General features: G+C 36.4%; 25 protein-coding genes and 1 pseudogene. 18 read left to right on the top strand and 8 right to left on the bottom strand.

What is annotated here, in order from left to right; all coding sequences use genetic code 11:
• Window positions 1–146: 146 nt before the first annotated feature.
• A complete protein-coding gene (locus tag FGD67_RS00550) occupies window positions 147–1,352 on the bottom strand; it encodes a LanC-like protein (RefSeq protein WP_257173189.1) in 1,206 nt (401 codons plus the stop codon).
• Window positions 1,353–2,399: 1,047 nt separating this feature from the next.
• Here FGD67_RS00550 and FGD67_RS00545 point away from each other — a divergent pair.
• From FGD67_RS00545 to FGD67_RS00530, 4 genes are all read left to right on the top strand, one after another.
• Entirely contained in the window at window positions 2,400–2,615 is a 216-nt protein-coding gene (locus tag FGD67_RS00545; RefSeq protein WP_257173188.1) for a hypothetical protein, read from the top strand.
• A 78-nt stretch (window positions 2,616–2,693) separates the two neighbouring features.
• Complete coding sequence (locus FGD67_RS00540) at window positions 2,694–3,557, top strand: hypothetical protein (RefSeq protein WP_257173187.1); 864 nt, start codon at window positions 2,694–2,696, stop codon at window positions 3,555–3,557.
• Window positions 3,558–3,805: 248 nt separating this feature from the next.
• Window positions 3,806–4,237 (top strand): hypothetical protein, encoded by a 432-nt coding sequence (locus FGD67_RS00535; RefSeq protein ID WP_257173186.1) that lies wholly within the window; start codon window positions 3,806–3,808, stop codon window positions 4,235–4,237.
• A gap of 307 nt (window positions 4,238–4,544) precedes the next feature.
• Window positions 4,545–6,089, top strand: coding sequence for a metallophosphoesterase (locus FGD67_RS00530; protein ID WP_257173185.1), 1,545 nt, complete (start codon window positions 4,545–4,547; stop codon window positions 6,087–6,089).
• A gap of 435 nt (window positions 6,090–6,524) precedes the next feature.
• On the opposite strand, the gene FGD67_RS00525 is transcribed toward FGD67_RS00530, so the two are convergent.
• Complete coding sequence (locus FGD67_RS00525) at window positions 6,525–7,718, bottom strand: IS91 family transposase (protein WP_257173184.1); 1,194 nt, start codon at window positions 7,716–7,718, stop codon at window positions 6,525–6,527.
• Window positions 7,719–7,727: 9 nt separating this feature from the next.
• Window positions 7,728–8,630: a site-specific integrase gene (locus FGD67_RS00520; RefSeq protein WP_257173183.1), complete on the bottom strand. Its 903-nt coding sequence runs from the start codon at window positions 8,628–8,630 to the stop codon at window positions 7,728–7,730.
• 355 nt (window positions 8,631–8,985) lie between these two features.
• Here FGD67_RS00520 and FGD67_RS00515 point away from each other — a divergent pair, with 355 nt between their 5' ends.
• The 3 genes and pseudogenes from FGD67_RS00515 to FGD67_RS00505 all read left to right on the top strand — a co-directional run.
• Window positions 8,986–9,465 carry a hypothetical protein gene (locus tag FGD67_RS00515; protein ID WP_257173182.1) on the top strand — a complete coding sequence of 160 codons (480 nt, stop codon included), beginning with the start codon at window positions 8,986–8,988 and terminating at the stop codon, window positions 9,463–9,465.
• Window positions 9,458–9,664, top strand: coding sequence for a helix-turn-helix transcriptional regulator (locus tag FGD67_RS00510; RefSeq protein ID WP_257172028.1), 207 nt, complete (start codon window positions 9,458–9,460; stop codon window positions 9,662–9,664). Before FGD67_RS00515 ends, FGD67_RS00510 begins: the two co-directional genes overlap by 8 nt.
• A 323-nt stretch (window positions 9,665–9,987) precedes the next feature.
• A pseudogene (locus tag FGD67_RS00505) lies at window positions 9,988–10,530 on the top strand (transposase); the annotation flags it as partial.
• Between the two features lie 459 nt (window positions 10,531–10,989).
• On the opposite strand, the gene FGD67_RS00500 reads toward FGD67_RS00505, so the two are convergent.
• A complete protein-coding gene (locus tag FGD67_RS00500) occupies window positions 10,990–11,640 on the bottom strand; it encodes a GNAT family N-acetyltransferase (protein WP_257173181.1) in 651 nt (216 codons plus the stop codon).
• 197 nt (window positions 11,641–11,837) lie between these two features.
• Window positions 11,838–12,629 carry a choice-of-anchor H family protein gene (locus tag FGD67_RS00495; protein ID WP_257173180.1) on the bottom strand — a complete coding sequence of 264 codons (792 nt, stop codon included), beginning with the start codon at window positions 12,627–12,629 and terminating at the stop codon, window positions 11,838–11,840.
• Window positions 12,630–12,860: 231 nt separating this feature from the next.
• Here FGD67_RS00495 and FGD67_RS00490 point away from each other — a divergent pair, with 231 nt between their 5' ends.
• The 4 genes from FGD67_RS00490 (at window position 12,861) to FGD67_RS00475 (ending at window position 16,822) form a co-directional block, all read left to right on the top strand.
• Window positions 12,861–13,172, top strand: a complete 312-nt coding sequence (locus tag FGD67_RS00490) for a PepSY domain-containing protein (RefSeq protein WP_257173179.1) — start codon at window positions 12,861–12,863, stop codon at window positions 13,170–13,172.
• Window positions 13,173–13,175: 3 nt separating this feature from the next.
• On the top strand, window positions 13,176–13,862 hold the full coding sequence (locus FGD67_RS00485; RefSeq protein ID WP_257173177.1) for a response regulator transcription factor: 687 nt from the start codon (window positions 13,176–13,178) through the stop codon (window positions 13,860–13,862).
• A gap of 31 nt (window positions 13,863–13,893) precedes the next feature.
• Window positions 13,894–15,288 carry an ATP-binding protein gene (locus tag FGD67_RS00480; RefSeq protein ID WP_257173176.1) on the top strand — a complete coding sequence of 465 codons (1,395 nt, stop codon included), beginning with the start codon at window positions 13,894–13,896 and terminating at the stop codon, window positions 15,286–15,288.
• 154 nt (window positions 15,289–15,442) lie between these two features.
• Complete coding sequence (locus FGD67_RS00475; RefSeq protein ID WP_257173175.1) at window positions 15,443–16,822, top strand: DUF3300 domain-containing protein; 1,380 nt, start codon at window positions 15,443–15,445, stop codon at window positions 16,820–16,822.
• Between the two features lie 501 nt (window positions 16,823–17,323).
• Here FGD67_RS00475 and FGD67_RS00470 read toward each other — a convergent pair.
• Complete coding sequence (locus tag FGD67_RS00470) at window positions 17,324–17,671, bottom strand: DUF3192 domain-containing protein (RefSeq protein WP_257173174.1); 348 nt, start codon at window positions 17,669–17,671, stop codon at window positions 17,324–17,326.
• A gap of 173 nt (window positions 17,672–17,844) precedes the next feature.
• Here FGD67_RS00470 and FGD67_RS00465 point away from each other — a divergent pair, with 173 nt between their 5' ends.
• Window positions 17,845–18,171, top strand: coding sequence for a hypothetical protein (locus tag FGD67_RS00465; protein WP_257173173.1), 327 nt, complete (start codon window positions 17,845–17,847; stop codon window positions 18,169–18,171).
• A 37-nt stretch (window positions 18,172–18,208) separates the two neighbouring features.
• Here the strand turns inward: FGD67_RS00465 and syd are convergent, their stop codons facing one another.
• Window positions 18,209–18,790 (bottom strand): SecY-interacting protein, encoded by a 582-nt coding sequence (syd, locus tag FGD67_RS00460; RefSeq protein WP_257173172.1) that lies wholly within the window; start codon window positions 18,788–18,790, stop codon window positions 18,209–18,211.
• Window positions 18,791–18,860: 70 nt separating this feature from the next.
• Here syd and queF point away from each other — a divergent pair, with 70 nt between their 5' ends.
• The 6 genes from queF to FGD67_RS00430 all read left to right on the top strand — a co-directional run bounded on the left by queF (window position 18,861) and on the right by FGD67_RS00430 (window position 25,524).
• Window positions 18,861–19,712 carry an NADPH-dependent 7-cyano-7-deazaguanine reductase QueF gene (gene queF, locus FGD67_RS00455; protein WP_257173171.1) on the top strand — a complete coding sequence of 284 codons (852 nt, stop codon included), beginning with the start codon at window positions 18,861–18,863 and terminating at the stop codon, window positions 19,710–19,712.
• A 181-nt stretch (window positions 19,713–19,893) separates the two neighbouring features.
• Window positions 19,894–21,531, top strand: a complete 1,638-nt coding sequence (locus tag FGD67_RS00450) for a GGDEF domain-containing protein (protein WP_257173170.1) — start codon at window positions 19,894–19,896, stop codon at window positions 21,529–21,531.
• Window positions 21,532–21,555: 24 nt separating this feature from the next.
• Window positions 21,556–22,902 carry a nucleotide 5'-monophosphate nucleosidase PpnN gene (gene ppnN, locus FGD67_RS00445; protein WP_257173169.1) on the top strand — a complete coding sequence of 449 codons (1,347 nt, stop codon included), beginning with the start codon at window positions 21,556–21,558 and terminating at the stop codon, window positions 22,900–22,902.
• Between the two features lie 4 nt (window positions 22,903–22,906).
• On the top strand, window positions 22,907–23,728 hold the full coding sequence (xni, locus tag FGD67_RS00440; RefSeq protein WP_257173168.1) for a flap endonuclease Xni: 822 nt from the start codon (window positions 22,907–22,909) through the stop codon (window positions 23,726–23,728).
• 122 nt (window positions 23,729–23,850) lie between these two features.
• A complete protein-coding gene (locus FGD67_RS00435) occupies window positions 23,851–24,228 on the top strand; it encodes a DUF3192 domain-containing protein (RefSeq protein WP_257173167.1) in 378 nt (125 codons plus the stop codon).
• Between the two features lie 288 nt (window positions 24,229–24,516).
• A complete protein-coding gene (locus FGD67_RS00430; RefSeq protein WP_257173166.1) occupies window positions 24,517–25,524 on the top strand; it encodes an isocitrate dehydrogenase in 1,008 nt (335 codons plus the stop codon).
• A 144-nt stretch (window positions 25,525–25,668) separates the two neighbouring features.
• On the opposite strand, the gene rlmM is transcribed toward FGD67_RS00430, so the two are convergent.
• Window positions 25,669–26,763 carry a 23S rRNA (cytidine(2498)-2'-O)-methyltransferase RlmM gene (gene rlmM, locus FGD67_RS00425; protein ID WP_257173165.1) on the bottom strand — a complete coding sequence of 365 codons (1,095 nt, stop codon included), beginning with the start codon at window positions 26,761–26,763 and terminating at the stop codon, window positions 25,669–25,671.
• Window positions 26,764–26,765: the final 2 nt, after the last annotated feature.

Raw genomic sequence — 26,765 nt, 5'->3', positions numbered from 1 at the left:
ATTCGATAACACCGATTTAGATCTTAATCAAACCTGACAGTCGCAAAAGCCACCATTGCTGTCATAGGAACTTTAAATCAAAACGAATTATCTTGGCTAAATGACTATAGATATTTTGCATTTAGACTTCATATCAAAGCAGTATATTAAAATAAATCTAAACCAGGAATAGCTGAATTTTCAGGATGTAAACAATGATGCAAATAAATAGCAAGACCAGCATCACCTGTCCATAATGTGTATCTACCTTGACCATAATGCAAACGATCTCTCTTACACTGCTCAATAGCATGAATTGCAAATTTTCTAGCCCTATCAAGCCAAATAGAGTTACCCGTTCTTTTATATAAATATAAAAAGGCATAACCGTTGCCTGAAGTACCATGACAAATATTAGAGCCTTTTACTAGTGGACCAGCTTGCCACACTAACTCCCCCGTACTTTCAAGTAATTCATCAAGTAGCTTAGAGTTTGAAGAATTATCTTTGGGTGTCATTGCCATTGCAGTAACAATACCTGCGGCACCATGGCACCACTGTACAAGTAGTTTATCAATATTTGGTTTAGTACATAAAACCCAATTAGTTAAATTAGCTTCTCTTTTGGCTGAAATATTTAGTGTAGAAATAGTTCGGTTGATGATGACTTCACTATAACTACTTGGCAATAAATCAATACCTTGTAGTAGGATGTTTGCGTTACCAGATATACCGTGACAAGCTCCATAATAATGTCGTTTAAGGCCAAACACTTGACTTTGCCAATGCCATTCGCCTGTTTCAGTATCTTCTTTCCAATTATCCATTAATGACTTTGCACCTTTAATGAATATACTTTTCCAGCAGATATCACCTGTATTACGATACAAGGCTAATGCAGCATGCATCATTCCACTTTGCCCTGACGTTATCTCATAAAGAGGAAGATCTACTGTTTCTTCCATACATTTCAAAAGGTATTGAGATACTTCTTGATTATCAGGCTCTGCCAATAATCGAGGTACTAAAATACCTATCTCACCTATTTGCAGACCAGATTCTACTGATACATCAGGAGATTTTATGAATGATGAGTGAACGTCTTCAAGTAAATGTGATAAATCACGTACATCATAACCGTAGTTTTTTAAAATTTGTAAACCATGAATAGCTCCAGCCGCTCCTGCATAGGCAGACCATTTAGGTCCAACTCTAGGGTAACTTTCAGCATCGAGGGGATGTGTCGGCCAACAAGCATTAGGTAACAATGATTGTTCAATATCATTAATAATTGATATTACTTCTTTTTGAACAACATTATGATCCCATAAAGTTACGGTAAGCAATTCATGACGTTCCGTATCAAATAACATTAAATTTTTACTCTCTATATAGAACCACTGTATTTTAATACAGTGGTTCTATGTTTATAAATCGTGTAATAAAAGAATTTAACAAGAAAAACTTTGATAAAGAATTATACGCAGTCTTTATTTAGGATTTAATAATATCTTCTTTTTACTACAGAGAGCAAAATCTATCGTTGCTAACTAGAGCTTAAGGTTCATAGCTAATGTTAAAAATAGAATACCAACGGCATAATGAGCATAGGATATCAAACCTGATTGATTATCTCCTCAACTGGCTCCTGAGCCACCAAAGCGGTCATTAATAGCTTTAATAATACTTATTTTTGAACTGAAAATACAATGAAGATGCGGAGTACCTAGGTGGCTTATTTGTTGTTTTCTTGGCATCGCCATAATAAAAACCTCTCAACTATGTAGGTTGCTTTAACCTTAATTGAGAGGCTAAGTTAATTATCAAAGCGATTAATTTGACCAATTAATATCAACAGTAAATTTTGTTAGACGAGAGTTTTTAGTTCTACATTCATCTCTATCATAGTATGAAGGGCAATCAGAGTTAACCGCAGGGTTATTTACTCGTGAACGTAGCTCTAAATCTATTGTACGTAAAAGTTGGTTATTTACCCCATTATAAACCCCTCCTCCGACCAAAGGAATACCAGACCTCCTGGCCCATAATCAGCAGACGAAAAATTTCCATCTTCATCTACAAGCTTTAAAGAGCATGTACCAGCTAGAGTAGAAGTAGAAACAAATGCGGTAAAAATGAGTGGAACTAATGCATATATCTTTTTCATTATTAAAAAATCCTTTGTTAATATTAAAAATAACAGGGATGCAAAAACTCTGAATAGGAATATTTAGAGTAAATTAATAACAATAATGGTTAGAAATAATAATTACGATCAATGTAATAATTGGATGCTCCCTGCGAAATAAATAGGAACATAGACAAAATTTATTGTCAATAATAATTTTTTTTATTAGGGTCTGTTGATCTTTCGTGGTTAAATTTTGTTCGAGATAAAAGCGTTTTAGTCGCGGCGAGTAGTGTGTAGCCTAGTCACTCTAAGCAAATACTACTCAACAATGAGTAAGACGCTTTTAGCCGAATCCTTCGGACAGCGTTTGTTGGTCATTTGTACGGCGTTATCGCCTTTTTATATGGAACAAGCACATGGCAAAGGCTCTGCCTTGTATAAATACCCAACAAAAAGCTGCAAAAACAATCTCGAAAGATCAACAGACCCTAATAGTTTATGGTAATATTATTATGTTTTTTCAAGATGATGGCACATATTAAAATACGGAATATAGCCACTAGTAAACAAGGATGATAACCAGATGAAAAAAACGGCTTTAGCAGCACTTGCTATACTTTTTACTTTTATCCCGCAAACATTTGCAAATTTTAGCTATACCCCGAAAGACAAAAGTCAGGTTGGTTTATATCTTGGTGGTCAAATTTGGCAAAGTGAAGTAAATGGGACTTTTGGTGAAGAAAGTTCACCCATTGATGTTAATTCCAAAAAAGAACAGCAAACAAACTACTTTGTAGCAGTTAAACATCCTTATTCTTTTCTGCCTAATATACGTATTGAAAGTACTTCGCTTAATACCACAAATAAAAAAAGCTTAACACAAGGATTTAGCTTTGGTGGAGAAAGCTTTCCAACTGGTGACGATATTAATACAAACTTTAGCGTTAGTTATGTCGATTACACTTTATTTTACCAGTTGCTAGATAACAGAAATTTTTCATTTGATTTAGGGTTAACCGCAAGGGATTTTAATGGTGATGTTATAGTGACAGGAAAAAAAATTATTGTTGATAATGATGATGATTGCCCTCAAACGTCACAAAATCCGACTTGTCCTACAACATCAACATCAACTTCAACATCAGTTACTTCTACTGGTAAAATAAAAACCAATGACATCGTACCTATGCTGTATTTTGCAACTGACGTTAGCTTACCGTTAAAGAATATAAGCATATTTGCACAAGGCGATTTTTCATTAAAAGATCACCATAGTATTTCTGATTATCAAGTTGGTTTAAGTTACGATCTACTTGATACCAAAATGGGAGATTATCATCTGACATTAGGATATAAGGTAGTCAAAATGGAATTGGAAAATTTAAATAATTTATACACCGACCTTGAATTTAAAGGTACTTTTGTCGGTTTTATTGCACATTTTTAAATACTGCTGATTTCATGGTGTTTTTATGGCAAAAAGTAAGTTTATAGACAATATGTCACTGGCGGCAATGAGCTTGTAGGTGTCGCATTGACTAACTTATGTGCCACCACAGCAGTCATACAACATTGAACTAATAACGCTAGTGGGAGTTAGTTCCATTTTGGAACGTACTCATACCACTTGATTAGTTCGCTACTAGCGCACTATATTTATCACTGATCGTCGCCAAAGCCACCAAGGAATTATTAATGAAAGTTTATGCAGAAAAACTTGTTGAAACAGTAGTAGATAAGATTTGTGATGTTTGCGAACAGAGCGTTATGGTTGAAGTAAATGAACATAAATATGAAGAATGCGGTGAGTTAAAAGCAAGTTTTGGCTATGGCTCAATAGAGGATGGCAAGGTCTATCAGCTCGACTTGTGTGAGAGTTGCTTTAAAACAGCGCTGTATGCACTGAGAGATCAACGCAGAACAGAGTTCATGTTTGATGAAGCAAAAGATTTGTCAGGTGAAAAGTTCGGATTAGTTTCAGATAGTTTTATGATAGAGCAAGAAGAAATCATTGAAAAAGAAAAAGGATCGGCAGAAAGCATTCTGTCAGATGTTAAGATTAACCAAAATGTCAGTGACGATGAATCTTTACAAGATAGTATTGATGAAGATGTGAGCACTAAGTAAATTTCATTTCAGCAGTTAACATGCATTAGCTCAAACCTGGATTGACACTTTCTGTAAATAGGTTTTGATCAAGCCTGACAGTCGAAAAAGCCACCAAAGCAGTCATTTACGTATTTGTATTGACATGGCTTTAAAGTGCTGATTTGACATTACGCTAATGTTTTTTACTAGTAAATCGTGCCTTTTAAGTGCGAATCACCCAAGCGACTACCCTATTGCTTGAAAAAGAGAGTGATTGCTACTTTAATTATTTTGTACTTATTTAAAAGCGGAAGGCTGAGTAAAATTCAGAATAAAAGGTAGAGATATGCTTAAATTGGTTTTGTGTCTTGTGTCAATATTGATGTTGCACGGGTGCTCTCTTGTTAAATCTAATTTTCAGCCGAAAGGCCAAAAGTTATTAAAGATTGCGCTTATTGCTGACAGTCAATTTTTCAGCAAACAGGCTAGACCATTCAGACCAAAGTCATTATGGAATAGTCAAAGTTCGGACTTCATTACTAATGTAACTTTGAGGACTGTTGTTCAAAATGAATTGTCAGAACATTCATTAAGGGAATTACTAAAGAACACTATTGAGAATAAACAACCAGATATTATCCTTTATCTTGGAGATGGTGCAAATAGTGGTTGCCGTGATGAGTTAGAGCCATTATTCAAAGTTTTAGGGGAGCACGAATTTTCAAGTACACCTATATTTTATGTGCTAGGAAATCATGATTATCTTGGTGCTGGAAATACTTCCAATATATCGACTCGTAATATGCTCTGTACACCTGATGTAATGGATGACTTAAGTAAAACGACACTTAGTTCGAATTCTCTTTCTAAATATTCAGCTATCAAGATGATTCATAATTTCAATTATCGTTCTGTCGATAAAATATCGACTCTAGGGTTTGAATATGTAGATAATTATTCAGATAGTTTAGTTGAAGCTTGTGAAAAAAATGGAGTCGTTCAACATGGCGAATCAGATTGCTTCTATGCTGCATATTTAGAAAATGACTTTATAGAACTATTTCTTTTAGATAGCTCAAACTATGGGAATGAGAGCATACTTTATAGTAAGGTTAAGCAAGCTGTTATTGAGTTTAAAGACCATTCTTTTTCAGGAATATCAGGTTTTATAAGTTCCAAACAATGGGAGTGGCTTACTAACGTTAGAAAAAAAAGAGCTTTTAATAGAAGAATGGTTTTTGCTTCACATTACCCGCCAAGTGATATAGGTATATTCGGTAATAATACTAAGTCTATGACTGTTAAAGGGGGAAAAAGAGGTAGAGCTATTTACTTTAACAAACAACATAACAAAATGGTAAAGCCATTATTTTCTTTGATTAAAAATTCAAGTGATATGCCCGTGTGGTTGTCTGCACATACACATGTTAGACAACCTGAACTTAGTGGTTTTGCTAATATACTGGTCAGAAACTATACGGCAAAAGATAGACGAAAGGTCAGAAAATTTCATACATTTAATGTTGGTTCCACAACGGACTATGATCAACATACATTGGTTATCGATTTGCATGAAATATCCGCAACATCTCAAGCTGTACGTTTGATTGATGAAAGTCAGGAATCAACATGTGGCGACCTCATTTTAAGAATAGAAAAGCACATTTCCGCTAACGAAGAAAAATATATGCCTGTGAAAACCAAATCTTCTTATTTATCTTATGTTGGCATGACTACAGATTACAGAACATGGGAGTACGGTGATTACATAAATGCTGCTAAAAATCTTAAAAATTTGATGACTAAATTAGAATTAAATAGGTTAGAAAAAAGCTGTTTAATCTATACGGCTGCAAAAAATGAAGACGATGCATTCAGCTTAGACAAATAGAGCTAAACAGATTATCAATCCATTCAAAAGGACAGATTAAAGATAGAGCCTAGTCATAGCTAATTCTTGCTATGTGGTAGAAATTTCAATAACGGAACATGCACCAATGGCAACTTTGTTTAGGTTTGTTTGTCACCAGCCGCCAATCTCAAGCCAAAGAAGCACCCTCCATCCTAGTCAGGCTGGTGTCGAACAAAGCTCCATTGTGGAAACCGCGAGAACTAGATGCTTACTATGGGGATTGTTATATTGTGGCTGTTGTTAAGTGAGAAAATACTGAAAACATTGAAGGTTGATAAGCTATTTCATTGAGCATAAATCACTTTTATGTGGATTTTCTTAATTAAAGTATAGTTTGTTTTGTCGATTTCTTTTCTTTAGGCAAAGTTATCCCTTATCAAGTATTCGATAATTTTTAATACCTTGTCACGCCTATTAATTCACAAGTTTCATCGGTGGTGCCCGAGGTTTCAACTGACTGATTAAGATTTCGTTGATCACCATCGGCCCACCGCATTCTGGACAGACAAAGACTGGCCCTTGCTTAATAGGCTTTTCTTCAACTAAGTCCTTAGTTTCAGGAATAACTTCAATCACGTTGAGTAATTGACGAGCCTTCACCAAGTTCTTTTTACAACCCGTATTGGCGATCAAACCATAGTGACGAATGCGATGAAAACCTGAAGGTAGTGTGTGTAGCAAAAACCTGCGAATAAACTCATCATTATCTAACGTCATGGTTCGATAATGGCTAGAGGTTTTAGCACGGTAGTTTTTACAACGAAATGTCACACCATTGCTATCACACTTAACTAAGCGACTATTCGATATAGCTACTCGATGGGTATAACGCGACAAGTAGATGAATACTGCTTTTGGCCCAGAAAATGGACGCTTAGCATAGACAATCCACTCTTTTTTGCGTAATGGCGTAAGCCATTTAGCAAACAACTGCTCATTTTCGAGCTCGACATCGTTACCGAAAAACATCAGTGAGTTACTTTGATATGCCTGAGAGAGTTTTTCTAGATACAAGCGTCGAAACAATCTTGATAGCACGCGAACAGGAAGAAAGAAGCCTGATTTACATGATACCCAGTGCTCTGAGTCAGCAGATAAACCACCACCAGGAACAATACCATGCACATGCGGGTGATGAGTCATAGCACTGCCCCATGTATGCAGAACAAATGTCACACCTAGTTTGGCTCCAAGACGTTTTACATCAGCACCAATCGTCAGTAATGTTTCTGCGGCTACTTTCAACAACAAACCATACATCACCGACTTGTTGTAATACGCTAAGTTGGCAATCTCTTTGGGCAAAGTGAACACCAAGTGATAATAATCCACTGGCAACAGTTGTGCTTGCCTGGCTTCAAGCCATCTTTTTGCCGAGCTTGCTTGGCATTTAGGACAATGACGATTACGGCAGGAGTTGTACGATATGTGAATGTGCTCACATGATTGGCAACGTAATATATGCCCACCGAGTACTTGCGTTCGACAGTTTTCAATCGCTGACATGACTTTCAATTGGCTTAAGCCTACATGCCCTTGATGAGTGTCACGCCATTGTTGCCCATGATGACGAAATATATCGGCTATCTCTAACTGAGGACGAGTCATGATAAACGCTCACGACTTATCCTTATATTTTGTTTTATCCTTATTTTCTAGGGCATCAAGCGGGCTGATAACTTCGCGTAACAGATTAGTGGCAACTTGTGCATATAAAGCAGTGGTGCTTAATCTAGAGTGACCGAGTAAGACTTGAATGACGCGAATATCAACATGTGCTTCGAGTAAATGTGTGGCAAAACTATGTCGTAAGGTATGCATAGAGACTTTTTTATTAATCCCTGCTAGTTTAGCTGTTTCTACACATATTCGACTTAATTGTCGAGCAGACATAGGGTTCATGGGATCAAGTCCTGGAAACAACCAACCCTCACGATACATTTGTCCGTGTTTATTGGCAAAGCACCACCAATGTCGTAAATGCTCAAGCAAGGCGGGAGAAAGTTTTGCATATCGATCTTTGTTTCCTTTGCCTTGCTCAACACGAAGTACCATGCGCTCGCTGTCTACATCACTAACTTTCAGAGATACTACTTCGCTAACGCGAAGCCCCGCACCATAAGCTACAGAGAATGCGGCATGATATTTTGGGTGTGCGGCTACCGCAAGAAAGCGTTTCATTTCTTCAAGATTCAATACGACAGGTAAGTTACGTGCAACAGGAATAGTGCTTAACTTTGTGACAAGTTGTGGGCTATCTAACGTGATTTGATATAAGAATTTCAAACCAGAAAGGATGCCATTAATGGTTGTTCCCGTAGCTCCATCATTCACCAAGAACAATTGAAATTCACGCAACTCTTCATGAGTTGTGTTCTCAGGCGAATGTTGTAAATACTCACATAAGCGATTAATGGCTCGGATGTAAGATATTTGGGTTTTCGTGGCAAGTTTGCGCAGACTCATATCTTCGTTAATGCGTTGATGAAGGGCTGGGTCAAAATGTATTGAAATGTTCATAGTAAATACTCCTAGCAAATTGAGGCACAATACCTCAATGCTAAGAGTAGAAAAGAATACAGAAGTTAGAGAATGACACTGGACTAGAAAAGAGCACCATTACCGCGGGAGCGGTTTAGTTCTTTGAGCTTATAGGTGTCACATTGACTGACCTATTTGCCACCAAAGCAGTCATAGACACTTTAAATAAAAGAGGCTGTTGAGACGATCAAATAGTCATACCATTCTTATGCAGCAGGCTAACTTTTGATAATAATCTTCATTCATACTGATTGATACCTAAAGGTTACCATTGACAACTTAGGGTATCACAAGCAACCTACAGGTATCATTTTTGTGTTAATGGAATAAATCAATGAATACTCAAATCATATCGACAGCAATAAACGAACAGATTTTCTTAAAAAGAAATTCACTATTAGGGATATTTGTAGGGTTAATGTTTATATCTTCTCCCTTATACAAATTACTTGAGCCTTTTATTACTCTATATGATTGGTTATACATAACCTTAGGTCTATTAAGTATAGTTTTAGGTATATCTATTGTTTTTACATTATTTAAAACAATAAAATCAATGGGAAATATGGATAGATATACAATATGGTATAGTCATTTTAATGATGAGTATTTTAATCATATTAACAATAAAGGGTTTAAATATTCATTCAATACTTCCTGTGCTTTCCTTGTGTTTTTTTCTGTTTTCGGTCATCACTTTCAAAGCTTTTTAGTTAATCTATCCTTTAGTGACTTTGCTGAGTTTACACTTGGGCTGTCATTTATCAGTTATAGCTTACCAATATTACTTCTATTACGAGGCGAAGATGAATAGTCAATTAGATAATAATATTGCGAAATTACGGAGTAAAAGGAAGGTTTCTCAACAGCAACTTGCTGACTTAATTGGCGTGTCTAGAAAAACAATTAGTACAGTCGAAACAGGTCGTTTTACTCCATCAGTTGTTATTGCTCTAAAACTTGCTAGGTATTTCGAAGTTCCTGTAGAGTCAATATTCGCATTAGATGAATAAATAAAGTCCAATAATTTTATTTATGCTTTTAACTTGTAGTTATAAGTTGAAAAAGTAGATTTCAACACGATTCAGCTAACGACTGCTTTGAGCTTAAACCAGACCCACAAACGAGCAAATATTTTCAATAATATTACACTAAATATGCTCATGGCTTTGCAAAGGCTTAATGTCCGCAATTGGCTCAGCCTGTGTGAAAACGTTTTGATCACTTTTTCGAATAAGTACCGAATACTTATGGTCAGTCAATCTCAAAACAAGATAATAAATCACTCTATATTTGCTATAAAATTCATTAGGTTAATTGATTATATGTTGGCTATATGTCACGTCATATTAAAGGTTCATCTCGCTCCCAAGCAACCCTCTTTCCAGAAATGCTTGAAGATTTTGTCGCTAAAGAAAGTCCTGTTAGAGTAATTGATGTATTTGTCGATGAATTAGATTTAGAAAGCCTTAGTTTTAAAGGAGTTCAATCTAAAGCAACTGGACGTCCTGGTTATCATCCCGCCATATTACTCAAGATTTATATCTATGGTTATTTAAACAGAATTCAGTCGTCACGCTGCCTAGAGCGAGAGACACAACGTAATGTTGAACTTATGTGGCTCACAGAACGTTTGTCACCAGACTTTAAAACGATTACTGACTTTAGAAAAGATAACCATCTTGGAATTAAAAACGCCTGTAAAACGTTCGTTCAAATGTGCCATAAATTCAATATATTTAGTGAAGCGACCGTTGCCATTGATGGTAGTAAATTTAAGGCGTCCAATAACAAAGATAAAAACTATACACCGGGTAAAATAAAGTCACATATTGAGCGAGTAGAAAAACATATTAATAATTATTTTCAGCAACTTGAACAATCCTGACACAGGGGGAGTTCATCAAAATACTCTTCCCAACAAGTTTCTCAATTTTTTTTGTAATGAAAATTTAATCTAGAATGTGTCCAATTACTCGTCGACAACGCTTAACAAGCCATTAGTTATATATTTCAGTATTAAATAAAAATGGTGTTAGATTATAAACATCGCACGTTGAAAACGTTGTGTATAAGAGACAGACTTACATCCATGTAGGCAGGCATTGAATGAAGAGAGTGGTTATTCTCGACAACTGATCCTGCGTTGTTCTAATGACTCACATCCCTGTGAGAACCTTATCGAAATCAATAACGCGGCCTGTAAGCCTTTTAAAATCAACCTTCGGGAATAAACTTAATAGACTTGGTATTAGTTATAAATTAGACCAATAAACACGATATCACTTACTATCTATCGTGCTCATCAATAGTGGTAATTGTATAATATTACTAATAATTAACTTTCAGTTGTTTCTCGATAATAAACCATTAAAGAGCCGGAAACATTGCCAACCGTAACTTCTTTAATAAATTGATAGTTTACATCATTGAAAAATGCTTTATATTTTTTACTGGTCGCATAAACAGCAACACCTTCACTATCTTTATGCTCAGCTAGGATAGTATTTACCGCTGCCATAAGGTAGTGACCAAAACCATGATGTTGATGTAGCGGATGTATGGCGATAAAAGACAGCATGTGGAATTTTTTCAACGGTACCGCGCCTAAGACAATCTTTTCTTTTTCAATCATTTGTTTGGTGCCAAAATATCCAGCACCAAGTAACATTTTTAAACGCCAATGCCAAAAACGCTCAGATGACACACCTTCTTCTGGATTATTTAAACAAGCAGCACCGACCATAGTCTCACCTAAATATAAACCGATCATTGGCTGTTTTGCTTGCCAAAAAGCATTAAGCTCCTCGCGAATAGATGCACGCAAACGTTGTTCATAATCAACTTTATCAGCAGAGAATATTTCAAGAAAAACAGGATCATCATGGTACGCTTGATATAACAAGGATGCGGCTAATTTCAAATCTTCAGCCGAAAGGTAAGCGGCTTTTATATCGACGTTGGCTTTATCAATGACAGCTGATGACATCTAGAATTCCTTATTCAAGTAAGACAATTTTTTTTGTTTTTATTTGTTCACCATATCAGGATAGTAGAAATCAGGTCAAATGTTATTACTTTAGCGAAACACTAAATTACGCTATTTTCGTTAATCGAACACACTATTGTAGCTAAATAGCGTAACTTGGCGAGGTTAATTATGTGTATTAAGGTGTCAATATTGCCTCAAATACGACGATATAATAGTAATAATAAACTAACAATTAATAACCAACTACTACTGCCTCCGTGTTCAGCATAGTATTCGACTTCAATATATTCAGGATCATAGTCAGCACTTTCTAATGGTAAGGCATAAAGCATATTATTATCATTTGCGCTATAAGTTGCTACAACATCACTATAACCCACTTCATATAAGTCAATTAATACGTCGTAATGCTCAGCTAGGTACCCCGAATCTAATTGAGTAACGACCTCAAATTCATCTTCTGTATCTTCTCCTGTAATAAGAAAATTGTCAGTAGAAAAGTATAAAATCCAAGGCCCACCATTTTGACTTAAATATAACTCAGCGTAAACAAGTGCCTGTTCGTTCGCAATTGGCGATAGTATATCGGCGTCGAAAGTAACACTAAAAGTTTGGTAATAACCATCTTCATCAATATCTGAGATCAATTGGCTATAACCGGTGTAAATTGAAAAGCTATAGTGTGACATCCTACTATACTCAAGACCATCGTTCGATAATGTTGTTGCTAGCACTTGTTTTTCTTTTTGCTGATGAACAGCTTTAATATCGACGCGATCCATACCTTTAGATGCTATTTTTTCGCTTACCAATTTAATTTGCTCTATCAATATTATTTTATTCTTTTCACCAGTGGGCATACGCTGTTTTAGTCCTCCGATGGAACGACTTTCACCGTTATTTTTTGCAGGACTTTCGGCAAAAGACATTAGACTTACCAATAACGAAGCCAAAGTTAAGTACATTACTCTTTTTAATTTAAACATAAATAAACAACCTCCATATAAGATATGACGCTTATTTAACCTCAATAATACTGAACTGAAACTGAACAATGTTCATTAATAATTAAGGCGTCAACATGCTGTTAAGTAATAAACTCAGGCAACTTATGTTCAGAAAGCATTCAGTTTAAATCTTTTACACTATGCCCTACTTGGATTACGTTACTCATTCTTTTAAACTGTTTAATTATGTCGTATTGATTAGGTGTCACAATGAAAAAGCAATTATTTATTCTAAGCGTAATAGCCTCACTAATAGCAACGCCTGTGTTTGCTACACTTGAGGTTGCGCCTAATAACATAATGATTGTAAAAGCTAAGTATGCACAAACGAACAATACTAAATCACTTAGTCCGCAACAAGCTGCTCGTATAGTCAAAAACAAATTCGGCGGCAAAGTGCTAAAAGTTAGCAATAGTGGAGCTAAAAATAACCCAAGTTACCGAGTGAAATTACTTAAAGATAATGGTCATGTGATTTCTGTCAATGTTGACGCCAAATCAGGCCGTATATCAGGATATTAATCAATGCGTATATTGCTCATAGAAGATGATGAAAACTTACAAAAACACATTAAAGAACATTTGATCGCGGCAAAATACAGTGTTGATGTTGCCAGTGATGGCGAGTCGGGTTTATTTCAAGGTCAGGAGTTTCCTTATGATGCTGCTATTATAGATTTAGGTTTACCAAAGCTTGATGGCGTTAGTGTTGTGAAATCATTGCGTGAGCAAAACTTCACTTTTCCGATATTAATATTGACCGCGCGTGGCAGCTGGCAAGATAAAGTTTCGGGCTTAGATGCGGGCGCTGATGACTATTTAACTAAACCTTTTCACACTGAAGAACTATTAGCTAGATTAAATGCCTTAATTCGCCGCAGCGCTGGACAAGCCAGTCCGTTAATCGAAAATGGACCATTTTCAATAAACACGGCGAGTATGCAAGTTAGCGTTAATCAGCAAATCATTTCGCTAAGTAGTTATGAGTACAAATTATTTGAATATTTAATGCATCATCTAGGTGAAGTGAAATCCAAAACGCAATTAACTGAACATATTTACGATCAAGATTTTGACTTAGACTCCAATGTCATTGAAGTTTTCATTCGTCGATTACGAAAAAAGCTTGATCCCGATAATCAGTATCAGTTTATTGAAACCTTACGCGGCCAAGGCTATTTACTAAAAGATTTAACATCAATGTCGTCATAATCAGTTCGTTGTCAAAACAAGGTAAGCCTAGTTGTTAAATGCCCTAAAAATGTCACTAAAAGGTGCTCTAAACTCATTAAAAACTAGAGTACTATTTAGTGCTTTGTTAATGATTTTCATCTTGCTACCTATCGTTGGCATAATTATCAGTAATGCTTATGAAAAGCACATGGTTGCTAGCCTTGAAAACGAACTTTCAGCTTATTCATACTCAATTTTAGCTATTATTGAAGTAGAATATAATACCCTAATAATGCCAGAGCAATTATTAGAAACCCAATTCAATGTCAGTCAATCAGGCTTATATGCAGCGCTAACCGCTAGTAAAGTAACTAAAGATAATAATTCTGTCGATAAAAACTTGCTGGCTTCAGAACAACTTTGGAGTTCTCAGTCCTTGTTATCGCCATGGCAAGCAGATAATTTTCAACAACCAATACTAGGAGATAGTGCCTTCTATCAAGCTGAAATTGCGCAGAAAATGCATTTTGTTTATAGTTTAAGTGTCAGTTATGGTAGTGAACAGCACCCTTTCCCGATGACCTTACATATCATTAAACAGCAAGACAATTTAACTAGCATGATGGCAGAGTTTCATCGCCAACTACTATTGGGCTTAGTCGGTTTGATGTTAGTGTTATTAATGATCCAATATCTTTGGTCATTATGGACTTTAAAACCTCTGCAAACATTACAAACCGAACTTAGCCATGTCGAGCAAGGTAAAAGTGAGCGCCTTACCGGTATTTATCCAACTGAATTAAGCCAAGTTACCGAACAATTAAACTTATTATTAAGTGCAGAGCAAAAGCAACGTCAACGCTACCGAAATGCCCTGTCAGATCTCGCTCATAGCTTAAAAACACCATTAGCTGTAATGCAAACTCAAGCACAATTGTCCGCACTGACCCAAGAGCAAATAACTATTATCAATACAATCATTGAACATCAACTGGGCAAAGCACAAAGTGCCGGAAAATCCTCATGGTATTTAGGTACAGCAGTCGCTCCCATTACTAAGAAATTAATTGATAGTCTGAAAAAAATATATCAAGACAGAAACTTATTATTTAAGGTCAATGTTAGCTCAGAGTGCAGCTTCAAAGGCGATGAGGCTGATCTGTTAGAGATACTCGGCAATCTATTAGATAATGCCTGCAAGGCCGCAAATAAAATTATTCAACTGGATGTCAGCCGCAATAGTCAGGGGCTGACTATTGTCATTCAAGATGACGGAGCAGGCATAGCCCCCGAAATGAGAAATAATATATTACAACGTGGTACTCGAGCTGACACATATCAACATGGCCACGGCATTGGTTTAGCCATAGTTCGAGATTTAGTGAATAGTTATCAAGGTAGTATACTCATTGAGTCATCACAGCAGCTATCTGGGGCAAAATTTACCCTGAACTTCCCCGTATAGAAATACTTATGCTTTATTATTGAGTGTTCAGCAGACGTTCAGTTTACAGAGCTTAATATTATCAACAGAATTTAAAAAGTCACCTGAGCAGTTTTAAAACTAAGTTGCTCATCATAGATGACCTTTTAAGCACCCAGCATTAAGGAATGGTAATATGCAAAAATTTAACTTCAAACGTTCATTAAGCTTTCTGGTTTTCTCGCTATCAAGTGCATTGCTTTTTTCAACACCTGCGCTTGCTATTGGCAATATCAATGATGACACCTCCTCTGCTCTGCAAACCGATAATAATAGCGTTTTTAGCAAGGCAGAATTAGAACAAATGTTAGCGCCTATAGCCTTATACCCTGATGCTTTGCTTACCCATATTTTGATTGCTACTACCTATCCTATTGAAGTTGTTGACGCAGAACGTTGGATAAATAAAAACAAACAGCTAAGTTCTGAGGCACTGCTCGATGCTGCAGAAAATAAAGATTGGGATGCGAGTGTTAAAGCTTTACTACCTTTTCCAAGTGTTCTAAAAAAACTGAGTGAAGACCTACATTGGATGCGTAATCTAGGTGATGCTTTTTTACAAGATGAAGCGTTAGTACTTGCTAGCGTACAAACCTTACGTCAACAAGCAGATCAAGCCGGCAACCTTGAAAACATGAATAATGTTAAGGTTGTTCGTGACACTCAAACAATTATTATCGAGCCAAAACAAAACAATATAATTTATGTGCCTTATTATGACACCCGAGTTGTTTACGGGCATTGGCGTTGGTCGCATTATCCACCTATTTTTTGGCGTCAACCTCAACACTTTACTTCACATCACGGGCCTTATTATTGGCATAACCCAGTGCAACTCAGTGTCGGATTATTTTTTGGTGCCGTGCATTGGAGCAATCACCATGTTGTAGTTCAGCACCAGAGTTCTCGCTATTATAAACATCATAGCAATAAAAAAGTGTCGACAAGTTATCAAGCTAAACGTTGGCAGCATAACCCTCGCCATAGAAAAGGCGTTGCTTATCGTACCTCACATATACAGAAAAAATATCGTAGCCATACACCGAGTGTTCAGCAACATAAAATGCTGCGTTCAAAACAAAAACACTTTGTTGATAGCCACCAATACACAAAAAAAAACAGCAGTAGTAAGCATCAAAATTTACAGTATAAGTTAAAAGTTAACCGCGCAGTAAAAATTGATAATCATCAGAATAAGAAAAAAGTTCTTACTAAAAGTATGCCGTATACAGATAACAAATGGCGAGAAACGCCACCAGCAAACATCAAAGCACGGGGGAAACATCTAAGATCGACTAAAACGGCAGAAGTTATTCCGAAAAAATTTAGTCATCAAACTGAGCAGGTTAAATACGCAGACAGAAAAAGTCATCGAAAAATAAGCGAAAAAAACACTCATCAAGCGTCAAGTACAAAAGTAGCCGGTAATAGGCATAATCAAAGCCATAAAGTTCAACACAGTAGCAAGACAAAGAGCAATAAATCTCAACAACAGAGCGTAAAACAGCAAAATTAATCTTTATGCCCATTGAGCCTGGTGGCGGTTACATTAGAAAAAATCAATACCTTACAACTTAAAAGTAAAAAAAAGCAATATCGTTAAACGACATTGCCTTTTTTAACTTATACCAATTCTACTAAGTTTCTTCCCACTCAGTGACATTTAAAAGCTTTAGCGGCACAGCTTCACAGTTCCAGACTGAACCTAAGTACATCCATGAAGGCAAGGCATTGATTTAAGATAATGATATTCTCGACAACTGCTCCAGCGTTGTTCTAATGACTCACATCCCTGTGAGAACCTTATCGAAATCAATAACACGGCCTGTAAACCTTTTAAAATCACCCTTCAGGAACAAACTTAACAGAGTTAGTATTATTGTCCTGAAGCAACTTCAATTCAAAAGCGAGCTTTGGTGAATAAATCTAGCGTTAATCTATAGCGGATATTGAGCAACTTAACTATTAATTACCGCAGACCTGAAAAGTATTGGCTAACTAGCGCTTATTGAGTGCACTATTCAATTGCTGTTAATTTACTATCCACGAAAACAAGCTTTGTGCACTCATCTTTAGTCGTTAAACCATCTTTATGTAAGCGATGTGTACGATAATAAACGACATTAACCGTTTTGCCATTCTCTAAATAAGTTTCATTAAAATCAGCAACCCCCATTTCACGAGTAACATCAGCGAAAGCTGTATTTAATTGAAGACGAGAAATTTTCTTTCTATTTTCGTATTCTCTGTCTTCAAAGCTACCCGAAATTGAATGGCCGTCTTCACCGCCAACAGCAATTACACAACCGGTTAAGCCTAATGTTAACGGTGCAACAATGATTAATGCTAATAATGATTTTTTCATTTTATTTTTCTCTCACTAAAAAGTAATTATTTCATACAGCTATTAGCAAATGTCAAACCACTTTTATAAGTTATTGATTAGAATAAACATTAAAAATTAAAATAGAAATAACTCAAGACATGATTAGTCTTTTTCGCTAAAATATTACCTCTTTCACATTCGAGTTATGCTTTATGACTATATCTGATGAAATTTCCATCATCGCTAACAAACTTGCCAACGAAGGTAAAACACCAAGTGTCGCATTAATTAAAAGCCAACTGAGTCAAACAACACCATTACCTAAAATTATTGCCGTGTTAAAAAACTGGCAACATGAGCCTACATTTATACAAGCTAAACAGCATGATAAAACAATTAAAGCCCCAACGAAGCAAGTGCCAGATGATGAAACAGTAGCCTTATTAATCAATAAGGCCTTAATACCACTGCAACAAGAAGTTGAGCAATTAAAACAACAAGTCAAACAGCTACTAGAGATTCAACAAACGAAGAAATAATAAAATATAGGCCCAATATCACTTATAGATGACCCTATTAGTTAGTTTCTAGCGCTTTGGGTGGTATCCGAGGCGTGAGTTGCTCAATGAAACCGGCAAGTGTATCTGCTAATTTTTTATGCGGCTCACAACCGACCTTTTCCACCCAAACGGCTCCAGTATCATTGCTTATTGAAATAATGTGATCGTCATCATCGGTCATAGCAAAAAATACTGTTAACTTTTGCTTTAATTTTATTTTCATTAAGATGTGACCAATGATATTTTCCTGAAGCCGTGCGAAATCTTTTAAGTTCCAAGCAAATAATAATGATAAATCGCCTTCAACACAGCTAGCATCCAAACTATCACTATAAATAGCGGTAAAATACGCTTTAATGTCATGATGAAGTTTAACTTCTAAAGCTGCTTCAACATTATCAAACGTCAGCGTTTCCGTTACTTTGATAGGCTGCCACAAAGAAAAAATATCTTGATGCACACCTTGCTCACAAGGAGACGGCCAATCTTCAGCTTGTTCAGTAATTGGCAAATGCTGAAATCTTTGTTGATAATCTTGTAGATAATCTTGAGAGAAGCGCCATACAAGTTCATCGAGAGCAAAATTTGATATTTTCATCTAAGCAAAAAATCCTATAAAATAAAACAAATATCGATATTGTGACAACCAGAGAAGAAATCACTCAAAAATGAGCACTTATACAAACGCAAAAGAATTAAGTAACTTAGTTCTTGGAAAAACAACAGACTATTGTAGCCAATATAACCCAGAATTATTGCAAGCGGTACCAAGAAGCTTAAATAGAGACAGCTTAGGTTTAAAAGCTGAGCAGCTGCCTTTTGTCGGTGAAGACGTTTGGTATGGTTATGAATTGTCGTGGTTGAACGATAAAGGCAAACCCGTGGTTGCTGTTGCTGAGTTTAGCTTTCCGTGCACCAGTGCTAATATTGTTGAGTCAAAGTCATTTAAATTATACCTAAATAGTTTTAATCAAACAAAATTTTCTTCTTGGCAACAGGTTGAATCAGCCTTATCTGCTGATTTATCCGCTACTGCTGACGCTATTGCAAACGTCAAGCTATTCCCGGTCAATAACTGCCCTGCTCTTGCCCTATCAGCTGATAATGCCTTATGTATAGATGACTTAGATGTTGAGATCAATCACTACCAGCTAGCACCTGAAATATTGAGTACAGCAAATCGAAACCAAGAAAGTCAGGTTGAAGAATATTTAGTTTGCCACCTATTAAAATCAAACTGTTTAATTACCAACCAACCAGATTGGGCGAGTATTTATATAAACTATAGGGGCAAACAAATTTGCCATAAGAGTTTATTAAAGTACTTAATTTCTTTTCGTCAACATAATGAATTTCATGAACAATGTGTTGAGCGTATTTTTTGTGATATTCAGCGTTTTTGTGAAATTAAAAGCTTATCAGTTTTTGCCCGATATACTCGTCGAGGCGGTTTAGATATTAACCCTTTTCGCTCAACCATTGAGAAAAAAGCACCGAAACTAAGAACCTTAAGGCAATAAACTAAAATAACGTATACTTTTTAGACAATTAAGTAATAAATACAGGCTTGTACTCGCTTTTTATCTTTAGCATATAGCTATTATTAGCATATACTGAAGATATAGCTTTGCTCTTGATGTTAGAGTTATCAGTAACGCGCCTTTTACATCCGTTAGCCTATATTTTAGGGAAAAACATTTTATGAGCGAAAATTCTGTCGCGGAAAAAACCATAAATCATTTAAAGGTACGGCTTGATAGTGCGATTAGTGCTCGTAGCGAGCTCGAAGAAGAACTCAGCACACAATCTGCTTTGTTGACAGGATTTATAGGTAAATTATCGCAAGCTTGTAAAGGCACTGATATATTACTTGATCATAAATTAGCGAAGTTACGCACTGCGCTAAAAAAATCAACTAGTTTTGCTGAGCTAGAATATGAAATTAAAGCCATATCAGCATTATTGCAGCAACATGCTCAGCTAAACGACAAAACCATAGTAAAAATACATGAACAATTACAAAGTTCTGCTACGAGTTTAAAAAAAATTAAAAACATGCCGGCAAGTAACCGCCGTCAATTAAAAATACTAATTGATAAAAACCAACAAAGCCAAGCCACACTAGTTCAATATGTGCCTTTGATGAGTGAGTTTATTGCTTTTTATGCTAATGCATTAGAACAAGCAGAACATAACCAACTAACTATAAGTCCCCTCAATAGTAGTAGCTCAAAAGCCGCTCACAAAACCAATAGTATTGATAGCAACGGTATCACCTCGCCAGCGCTCCAACATGACCAAAATGCATCGTTAGAATTGCTCGAACGATTCAATACTATCCTTAATAGCTTAGCCGCTTCCACCAAGCATAAGTCTAATATCAGTGAGATAAAATCAAGTTTGAAAGGTAAAATTTCAAATCATATCTTGATGACTAAATGCCTCTGTGTTTTTGATCTTATCATAGAAGATTTAAAACTAGAGCGCAGCACTGCAAAATCATTTTTATCTTCATTAAGTGAAACCTTAGCGTCTGTCCAAGCCTCAGTAAATTCAGCAATTGCCAATACAACGACATCAAACATCAAAGGTAAAAAACTTAATTTAGAACTCAAAGATAAAATAAGCGAAATGAGTATCGGCATTAACGGCGCGAGTTCGTTAACTGAAATAAAAGTAGATGTGAATGAAAAGTTGCAAGCAATTGCGAAAACATTCGATAAAAAAACAAAATTAGAAGAGAAGCAAAGCTCAGTCTTACAAGAAAAGTTAAATAAAATGTCCGCTCAAGTTGAGCAACTAGAACTTCAAAGCCAAAATTTTGAAAAGCGTATTCAAGCACAACAGGCCAGAAGTTTGCAAGATGCCTTAACCAAATTAGGCAATCGTGCGGCATTTGATGAACACTTTGCCAAAGAGATTGTCCGATACCATCATAAGAAATTTGACTTAGCGATTACCGTTATCGATTTAGATGACTTTAAACGTATTAATGATTCTTATGGTCATACTGCTGGCGATAAAACCTTGCAAGTTATTGCTAATACCTTAAAAAAAATTATCGCTGAAGATGCCTTTATCGGTCGTTATGGTGGTGAAGAATTTGTACTAATCTTTAGCAATATAGATAAAATAACAGTCATAAATAAACTCAACGTATTGCGGAAAAAAGTGGCAAGTTTACCTTTCACCTTTAAAAATAATCGTGTCAACATTACGCTTTCTATTGGGGTAACCATGATAGAAAGTGATGATAATGTACATTCCGCATTTGAACGGGCTGATATCGCATTATACCAAGCCAAAAAAGACGGAAAAAATAGAGTTATTTACGGATAACAATAAGATTGAGGAAGTAAATTTATGCATATTCAAATTAATCCCGTTGGCAAGATGAATTTGCTGTCTCAAGCTGAAGTTGATGACTTACAGCACTCAGCAAGCAGTGAACTTTATAACCTTTATCGTAATTGTTCGTTAGCGGTACTAAATGCTGGCAGCCATACCGATAATGCCGAAGATATTTATCAGCAATATACCGACTTTAAAATAAAAGTATTAAGACGTGAACGCGGTGTAAAACTAGCGTTGGATAACCCCCCTGAACATGCTTTTGTTGATGGCGTGATCATAAAGGGTATTCAAGAACATCTTTCTGCAGTTTTACGTGATATTCTATTTATTGGTGATCGTTACAACACCAACACTAAAAAAGCTGAAAGTATCACCAATATTACCTTTGATATGCTGCGTAATGCTAACGCAATTATTCCCGATAGTCCGCCTAACTTAATTACCTGTTGGGGTGGCCACTCAATTAACAGTACAGAATATAAATATACTAAAGAAGTTGGCTATCACTTAGGGCTACGGGGTTTTAACATTTGTACAGGTTGTGGCCCTGGTGCAATGAAAGGTCCGATGAAAGGTGCGACATTTGGTCATGCCAAACAGCGTAATGCTACTGGCCGCTATTTAGGGTTAACAGAGCCAAGTATTATCGCAGCAGAACCACCAAACCCTATCGTCAACGAGCTAGTTATCATGCCTGACATTGAAAAACGTTTAGAGGCCTTTGTTCGTATGTCGCATGGTATTATTATTTTTCCTGGTGGCGCAGGTACCGCCGAAGAGTTACTCTACATTTTAGGCATCATGCTACACGTAAAAAATCAAGCTCAAAAGTTACCTATAATATTAACCGGACCGATTGAAAGTGCTGAATATTTCCAGCAAATTGATAACTTTATTGCTGCAACATTAGGTGAAGAAGCACAACAGCTTTATAAAATCATTATTGATGATGCTGAACAAGTCGCCAAAACCTTAATATCAACAACAGAAGAAGTTGTCGCGCATCGAAAACTGACTGGCGATTCATACCACTTTAACTGGTCGCTGGTTATTGAGCCTGAATTTCAACAGCCTTTCGAGCCAGATCATGCCAATATGGCATCGCTAGATTTACACCATAACCAAGGCATAGCTTCATTGGCTGCCAATTTACGTCGCGCATTCTCAGGTATTGTTGCCGGTAATGTCAAAGCAAGCGGTATCAAGTCAATTCGAGATCATGGCCCCTTTATCATCAGTGGTGACAGTGAAATGATGGCATTAATGGATACCCTGCTAACTTCGTTCGTTAAACAGCAAAGAATGAAATTACCCGGTAGTAAATATGTCCCTTGTTACAAGGTCATTGAAGGTTAATTATATGAGGGTTCATTTAATATTGATTGATGCTTTAAATTTGATCAGAAGAATTTATGCTGTACAAGAACGACCATTTCTCTTAAATAATGAATTAGCGGATAACACTAAGCAGCAAGTTCTATCTAATACTGCTAAAGCTTGTGAACAAGCTTTACAAAAAATTATTGAACAATTACAGCCAAGCCATGCCCTTGCTGTTTTTGACTCTCAAAGTCCCTGTTGGCGCTATGATATTTATCCCGATTATAAAAAGGGCCGTAAAAAAATGCCTGAGCATTTGGCTGATAAATTAGCTGATATACAAGACAGATTTATGGCACATCATGTTGACTCCCTAGTTTCAGAAGCTGACGAAGCCGATGACCTCATTGCAACCTTAGCAATTAAAGTTGCATTACGTGGTCAAAACGTAACTATTGTCTCAACAGACAAGTGTTTTTTATCATTACTTAATCCCAATATACAGGTATATGACTACTTTAATCGTCGCTATTTAGATCAAGAATACGTGCTTAATAAGTTCAGTGTAAAGCCGGATAAACTCATGGATCTCTGGACATTAACAGGTGATAGTACCAATAAAATTCCAGGTGTGGCAGGCATTGGGCAAGTAACAGCATCACAATTACTCAATCAATATGGTTCGATTAAAAGTATCCTCAGTGCAAAAGATTTAAAGCGCAGTGTCAGCGATAAACTAGCGCAACATGGTGAACAAATTAGCTTAAGTCGAAAGTTATTAACCTTGAAAATTGATATTCCACTAGGTTTTAATTTAAAAGACATAAGATTACCCTGTGAAAATGCACTTGCCAGCACTTAACAATCTGGTAACATCACACTGTTAATGACATGTTTGCGACTCATCAAGCTACAGTTTTAAAAACATCGTTCAATATAATATCAATGAAAATTATTATTTAAAGCAAGGCTCAAGGAATAAAAGTGAATAAAAAAGTCATCCTCAGAATACTAATAGCCTTAGCCGCATACGGCGTATTTGTCGCCTTAGTGGTCAATTTTTACGATGACAGTCCAGCCAAAATGCAATGGGAAGATCGCGAAGCTTACAATCGTCAATTTATTGCTAAGCTACAGTTAAAAAGTTTTAATTTTAACAGCGCTATTGAACAGCTCGGTAGTCCTGATATTACTGAAGCAAAAATAGTTAACGAAACCAGTTATCAAGTTAGCTTTTACCGCACGCAACATGTCAAGTCAGATGGTATTACCACGCAAGATGAATGCACGGCTTTGCTATTTACTAATGGTATACTAACGGCTATTGGTAAAACAGCCTACCAACAGTTTAAAACCTTATAAACTAGCTAGCCGACAAATCAATACAGTTATAGCTAATATTGTGCCTTATTTAATCCTTTGCCGTACTAAAGAAACGGTATTGCGCTCAACGATTAACCATAAGACTAAAGTTTAAGGTTAAAACTTACTAACAGCTCCGATTAGTTGCTATAATTGCGGCCATTAACTTAGTTGAAGCAATAATATCAGCGCTAGATCAAGTATGACTATTGCTCATTGTTGTATATTCAACCAATAATCTCGATTCTCGCTATTTAAGACAAGCAATATTCAAAAGGTAATTAAACAATGGCTAAACAAACCATAACAGTGATCCCTGGTGACGGCATAGGTCCAGACATTATAGACGCAACAATCAAAGTGTTAGATAAAGCAGGATGTGACTTTGAATATGAATACGCTGATGCCGGTCTAACTGCATTAGAGAACCATGGCGATTTGGTACCAGAATCAACCTTAGCCTTAATTGAAAAGAACAAAATCACCTTAAAAGGGCCATTAACTACACCAGTAGGTGAAGGTTTTACCTCAATCAATGTTACCTTGCGTAAGCAATTTCAACTGTACGCTAATGTTCGTCCGGTGCTGTCGTTTAAAGGTACTAAAGCACGCTATGAAAACATTGATATCATTACTATTCGTGAAAACACCGAAGGTATGTATTCTGGCCTAGGACAAACAGTATCTGCTGATGGTACGCATGCTGAAGCAATGAGTCTCGTGACTCGTGAAGGTGCTGAACGTATTGTAACTTTTGCATACGAAACAGCTATTAAAGAAGGTCGTAAGAAAGTAACTGCCGTTCATAAAGCGAATATCCTTAAATCAACATCAGGGCTTTTCCTAAAAGTAGCACGTGAAGTAGCAGCGCGTTACCCACAAATTGAATCAACAGAAATGATCGTAGACAACTGTTGTATGCAATTAGTGATGAACCCAGAGCAATTTGACGTCATCGTAACCACAAACCTCTTCGGCGATATCTTGTCAGATTTATGTGCAGGTTTAGTTGGCGGCCTTGGCATGGCACCTGGCGCAAACATCGGTAATGGTTGTGCTATATTTGAAGCGGTTCACGGCAGTGCTCCTGATATTGCAGGTAAAAACTTAGCTAATCCGACTTCAGTTATTTTAGCCGCGATTCAAATGCTAGAATATTTAGGCATGGCTGATAAGGCTGACAACATTCGTCGTGCGATTACTGACGTTATCGAATCTGGCGATCGTACTACACGTGATTTAGGTGGTACACATGGCACTACAGACTTCACAGAAGCAGTTTTAGAGCGCTTATAATAGCTCATCATACTGGTAAAACAAAAAAACCAAGCAAGCTTGGTTTTTTTATGTCTGTTTCATTAAAAGCATCTAGAAATGAATAATAAAAAACGCACTAAACTCCTAAGGAATTTAGCGCGTTATTCGTAAAACTATAACCTATTAGCCCGCATAAATATCTAGTGGCGCTGGGGAGAGTAATCTTGCGTGAACAGTGATTTCTTCACGATCATAATATAAGTGTTTCGCATAAAGTTCATATTTTACTTTATGGTGTGAAAAAGCATCTTTGATAGCTTGTAAATCATCATTAACTTGCTGATATCGGCCTTTCATTGGCAACTTTAAGTTGAATATCGCTTCTTTACATTGCCCTTTAAGTAGCCAATCACTCATCAATTTTGCTACGCGTTGTGGCTTTTCAATCATGTCACAAACTAACCAGTAAACATTTTGCTTTTGCGGCACGTATTTAAAACCATCCATAGTACGATGTTTTACTTGGCCACTTTCCATTAATGACTCTGCCATTGGACCATTATCGATTGACGTTACCATCATACCACGACGTACTAATTGATAAGTCCAACCACCGGGAGCAGCACCTAAATCAACCGCATTCATACCTGATGTCAAACGTGTATCCCATTCATCTCTTGGAATAAAATATAAAAAGGCTTCATCTAATTTCAACGTTGAACGACTTGGTGCAGCATTAGGAAATTTTAAACGAGGAATACCCATTACATGTGGCGAAGTATTTTGTGCTAATGAAAAGCCAAATATCACTTCTTTGCCCGATAAAAATAAGGCATGCAATACAGCACCATCTTTATTACCTTTTTCAGTCAATACTTTTTCTTTTCTCAGCGCTTGACGTAATGGTACAGCTAATTTCCGACAGAACTTTGAAAGTTCTTTACCATCATTAGTATCAGGCGTTTCCATGCGCAAATCGGCATATTGCCAATGACTACCTAATGCTTCGCATATTGCCTCTACACGATTGTAATCTGGTAAGTCTATTTTTTCAGTCACGGTGACAAACCATTGACGAGCGAATATAAGTCGACGTAATGGAATTTTTTCCATTAGTATCTCGCCCTCTTCCGGTTTGTTTAAATGAAAATAAACCACACCTTGATTTTTAATCAGCTGAAGATAGCCATAAACTTCATTCCATGAGGCCTTATCTTGAATTTCTGCGCCACATTCTTTTTCAAATCCGGGGCGACAATATAAAACTATTGCAGTCATTT

The organism is Colwellia sp. M166, from assembly GCF_024585285.1.
Lineage (GTDB): Bacteria > Pseudomonadota > Gammaproteobacteria > Enterobacterales > Alteromonadaceae > Cognaticolwellia.
The sequence above is the reverse complement of the archived record's forward strand: the minus strand, read 5'-3'. Positions and strand labels throughout refer to the sequence as shown.

What these genes read in the sequence shown, in the direction of transcription:
- FGD67_RS00510 (WP_257172028.1), top strand. Translation starts at nt 9,458, where the DNA reads ATGAATAGTCAATTAGATAATAATATTGCGAAATTACGGAGTAAAAGG.
- FGD67_RS00430 (WP_257173166.1), top strand. Translation starts at nt 24,517, where the DNA reads ATGGCTAAACAAACCATAACAGTGATCCCTGGTGACGGCATAGGTCCA.
- FGD67_RS00520 (WP_257173183.1), bottom strand. Translation starts at nt 8,630, where the DNA reads ATGAACATTTCAATACATTTTGACCCAGCCCTTCATCAACGCATTAAC.
- syd (WP_257173172.1), bottom strand. Translation starts at nt 18,790, where the DNA reads ATGAAAATATCAAATTTTGCTCTCGATGAACTTGTATGGCGCTTCTCT.
- FGD67_RS00450 (WP_257173170.1), top strand. Translation starts at nt 19,894, where the DNA reads ATGAGCGAAAATTCTGTCGCGGAAAAAACCATAAATCATTTAAAGGTA.
- FGD67_RS00515 (WP_257173182.1), top strand. Translation starts at nt 8,986, where the DNA reads ATGAATACTCAAATCATATCGACAGCAATAAACGAACAGATTTTCTTA.
- ppnN (WP_257173169.1), top strand. Translation starts at nt 21,556, where the DNA reads ATGCATATTCAAATTAATCCCGTTGGCAAGATGAATTTGCTGTCTCAA.
- FGD67_RS00500 (WP_257173181.1), bottom strand. Translation starts at nt 11,640, where the DNA reads ATGTCATCAGCTGTCATTGATAAAGCCAACGTCGATATAAAAGCCGCT.
- FGD67_RS00540 (WP_257173187.1), top strand. Translation starts at nt 2,694, where the DNA reads ATGAAAAAAACGGCTTTAGCAGCACTTGCTATACTTTTTACTTTTATC.
- FGD67_RS00550 (WP_257173189.1), bottom strand. Translation starts at nt 1,352, where the DNA reads ATGTTATTTGATACGGAACGTCATGAATTGCTTACCGTAACTTTATGG.
- FGD67_RS00495 (WP_257173180.1), bottom strand. Translation starts at nt 12,629, where the DNA reads ATGTTTAAATTAAAAAGAGTAATGTACTTAACTTTGGCTTCGTTATTG.
- FGD67_RS00535 (WP_257173186.1), top strand. Translation starts at nt 3,806, where the DNA reads ATGAAAGTTTATGCAGAAAAACTTGTTGAAACAGTAGTAGATAAGATT.
- rlmM (WP_257173165.1), bottom strand. Translation starts at nt 26,763, where the DNA reads ATGACTGCAATAGTTTTATATTGTCGCCCCGGATTTGAAAAAGAATGT.
- queF (WP_257173171.1), top strand. Translation starts at nt 18,861, where the DNA reads ATGAGCACTTATACAAACGCAAAAGAATTAAGTAACTTAGTTCTTGGA.
- FGD67_RS00485 (WP_257173177.1), top strand. Translation starts at nt 13,176, where the DNA reads ATGCGTATATTGCTCATAGAAGATGATGAAAACTTACAAAAACACATT.
- FGD67_RS00490 (WP_257173179.1), top strand. Translation starts at nt 12,861, where the DNA reads ATGAAAAAGCAATTATTTATTCTAAGCGTAATAGCCTCACTAATAGCA.
- FGD67_RS00475 (WP_257173175.1), top strand. Translation starts at nt 15,443, where the DNA reads ATGCAAAAATTTAACTTCAAACGTTCATTAAGCTTTCTGGTTTTCTCG.
- xni (WP_257173168.1), top strand. Translation starts at nt 22,907, where the DNA reads ATGAGGGTTCATTTAATATTGATTGATGCTTTAAATTTGATCAGAAGA.
- FGD67_RS00465 (WP_257173173.1), top strand. Translation starts at nt 17,845, where the DNA reads ATGACTATATCTGATGAAATTTCCATCATCGCTAACAAACTTGCCAAC.
- FGD67_RS00470 (WP_257173174.1), bottom strand. Translation starts at nt 17,671, where the DNA reads ATGAAAAAATCATTATTAGCATTAATCATTGTTGCACCGTTAACATTA.
- FGD67_RS00530 (WP_257173185.1), top strand. Translation starts at nt 4,545, where the DNA reads ATGCTTAAATTGGTTTTGTGTCTTGTGTCAATATTGATGTTGCACGGG.
- FGD67_RS00525 (WP_257173184.1), bottom strand. Translation starts at nt 7,718, where the DNA reads ATGACTCGTCCTCAGTTAGAGATAGCCGATATATTTCGTCATCATGGG.